Annotated in this window: 3 protein-coding genes; 2 read left to right on the top strand and 1 reads right to left on the bottom strand. The window is 33.6% G+C overall.

Annotation, left to right across the window (positions count from 1 at the left end; genetic code table 11):
- Nucleotides 1–522: carboxypeptidase-like regulatory domain-containing protein (locus tag R2808_RS11430; protein WP_371271141.1), on the top strand; the 522-nt coding region annotated here is incomplete at its 5' end.
- A 273-nt stretch (nucleotides 523–795) separates the two neighbouring features.
- Here R2808_RS11430 and R2808_RS11425 read toward each other — a convergent pair.
- On the bottom strand, nucleotides 796–1,455 hold the full coding sequence (locus R2808_RS11425) for a TrmH family RNA methyltransferase (RefSeq protein ID WP_371271140.1): 660 nt from the start codon (nucleotides 1,453–1,455) through the stop codon (nucleotides 796–798).
- A gap of 42 nt (nucleotides 1,456–1,497) precedes the next feature.
- Here R2808_RS11425 and R2808_RS11420 point away from each other — a divergent pair.
- A partial coding sequence (locus R2808_RS11420; RefSeq protein ID WP_371271139.1) for a Sir2 family NAD-dependent protein deacetylase occupies nucleotides 1,498–2,137 on the top strand: 640 nt, incomplete at its 3' end.

Here is a 2,137-nt window from a genome sequence, read left to right as displayed (position 1 = left end):
GTTAGGGTTACTAACGATTGGATAAAAAACAAAACAGCAAAAGTAGCATTAACCGAAAAAGCATTTGCACTAGAAGAAGTTGTTATTAAGCAATATAATTTAACAGGATATGTAGAGGTTGATACTCGCCTTATTCCTATTGTTGAAAATAAACGCTATAGCATATCGGGCTTAGACGCTGGCTACGAAGTAGGCGATAAATCGCCTAATGCGGTAACAAAAGTATTACAATCTGTTTTTAATCCTGCCGATTTTCTGTATAATGTTTTTGGTAAACGACCAAGAGAAATGCGAAAGTTGAAAGAAATAAAGAAAGACAATACCATTCGCGATTTATTAGCCACAAAATATGATAGGCAAACAATAGCAGCCCTTTTAGAAGTTGATAAAGACGATATTCCTTTAATTTTACAAAACTGTAACTACTCTGAATATTTTATTAAAACCGCTAACGATTTGCAAATTTTAGATGCTATTAGCGCTTGTTATGAAGAGTATAAAATTTTGAAGAAGAATAAATAGTTTATGTTGAAAGTTGAAAGTTGAAAGTCAAAAGTCAAAAGTTGAAAGTTGAAAGTTGAAAAGTAATTTATATTTCATATTTTATAGTTTCAAGTTTCAAGTTATTTTTTAGTTAGCAGCTCACAGCTAATCACTCATTTTCAAATTTTCAAATTGACTAATTCGCTAATGACTAACAAAAACCAGACTCCTACGGAGTGACAAGTTTGCGTACTGCTACTGTAAACTGAAAACTGAAAACTCACTCATTTTCAAATTTCCAAATTATCTAATTCATAATTCATAAAACTTCTTCTCAATAAAATCAATATCTTTTATCGATTTACGCGTCCAGTCTAAAGTTTTTTCAAATATTTCTTCTTCGGTTAATTGCCATTGCAAGTTTGATCGACGCAAACGAGCTGTAATATCTTGAATGATTATAGCTGCCGAAACCGAAATATTTAAACTTTCGGTAAAGCCAACCATCGGAATTTTAACAAATCCATCGGCTTGCTGCATTATTTCTTCAGATAATCCTTCTTTTTCTGTGCCAAAAAATAAGGCTGAAGGCTTTGTAATGTCAAAATCTTGTAATAAACAAGAATCGTTATGTGGTGTTGTAGCAATTATTTGATAGCCTTTGCTTTTAACAGCATCAATACAACTTTGAATGGTTGAATACCGATTAACATCGACCCATTTTTGAGCACCCATTGCAATTTCTTTATCAATGCGTTTGCCAAATTTTTGCTCAATTACGTGTAGCTCTTGAATACCAAACACTTCGCAGCTTCGCATAACAGCACTAGTGTTGTGCAATTGATACACATCTTCTATAGCAATTGTAAAATGTTGAGTTCTGTTTTGTAGAACGCGTTTAAAACCTTCTTTTCGGTTTTCGGTTATAAAACCTTGTAAATATTCTAAAAGTGCCTTTTCTTTGGTATTCATTTATTGTTATCTTTAATGCAAAGTAAGTAATTTTAATTTTTAATGAAAAAATTAGTGGTATTAACTGGTGCTGGCATTAGTGCCGAAAGTGGCATAAAAACCTTTCGCGATGCCAACGGGCTTTGGGAAGGTCATGATGTTATGGAAGTAGCTTCGCCAGAAGGTTGGCAAAACAATCCGGAATTGGTTTTGGATTTTTATAATCAACGTAGAAAGCAATTAAAAGAAGTGTTACCTAATGCGGCGCATTGCATTTTAGCCGAATTAGAAAATTATTTTGAAATTACCATTATTACGCAAAATGTAGATGATTTGCATGAACGTGCCGCAAGTACAAACGTTTTGCATTTACATGGCGAATTGAAAAAAGTGCGAGGAGAATTTTCGGAAAACGAATCCATTTTTTGGGAAGATGATGTAAAAATAGGCGATGTAAACGAAAATGGCGAGCAATTGCGACCTGCAATAGTTTGGTTTGGCGAAGCTGTTCCGTTGTTTAATGAAGCAGTTCAATTGGCGGCAACGGCTGATATATTATTGGTAATTGGCACATCGTTGCAAGTATATCCAGCGGCAAGTTTAATTGAATATCCTAAAACCAATGTGCCGATAATTTATATCGACGCAAATCCTGATTTTGATAAAGTAGATGAAAAACGTGTTCATATAATGAAAATGTCAG

The sequence above is a fragment of the Flavobacterium sp. genome (assembly GCF_041392005.1).
In the GTDB taxonomy this organism is placed as follows: domain Bacteria; phylum Bacteroidota; class Bacteroidia; order Flavobacteriales; family Flavobacteriaceae; genus Flavobacterium.
Note: the sequence above shows the minus strand (reverse complement) of the source record. Positions and strands in the feature narration are given on the sequence as shown.

Bases quoted from the DNA above. Each gene is read 5' to 3' on its own strand.
- R2808_RS11425 (WP_371271140.1), bottom strand. From the start codon at position 1,455: ATGAATACCAAAGAAAAGGCACTTTTAGAATATTTACAAGGTTTTATA.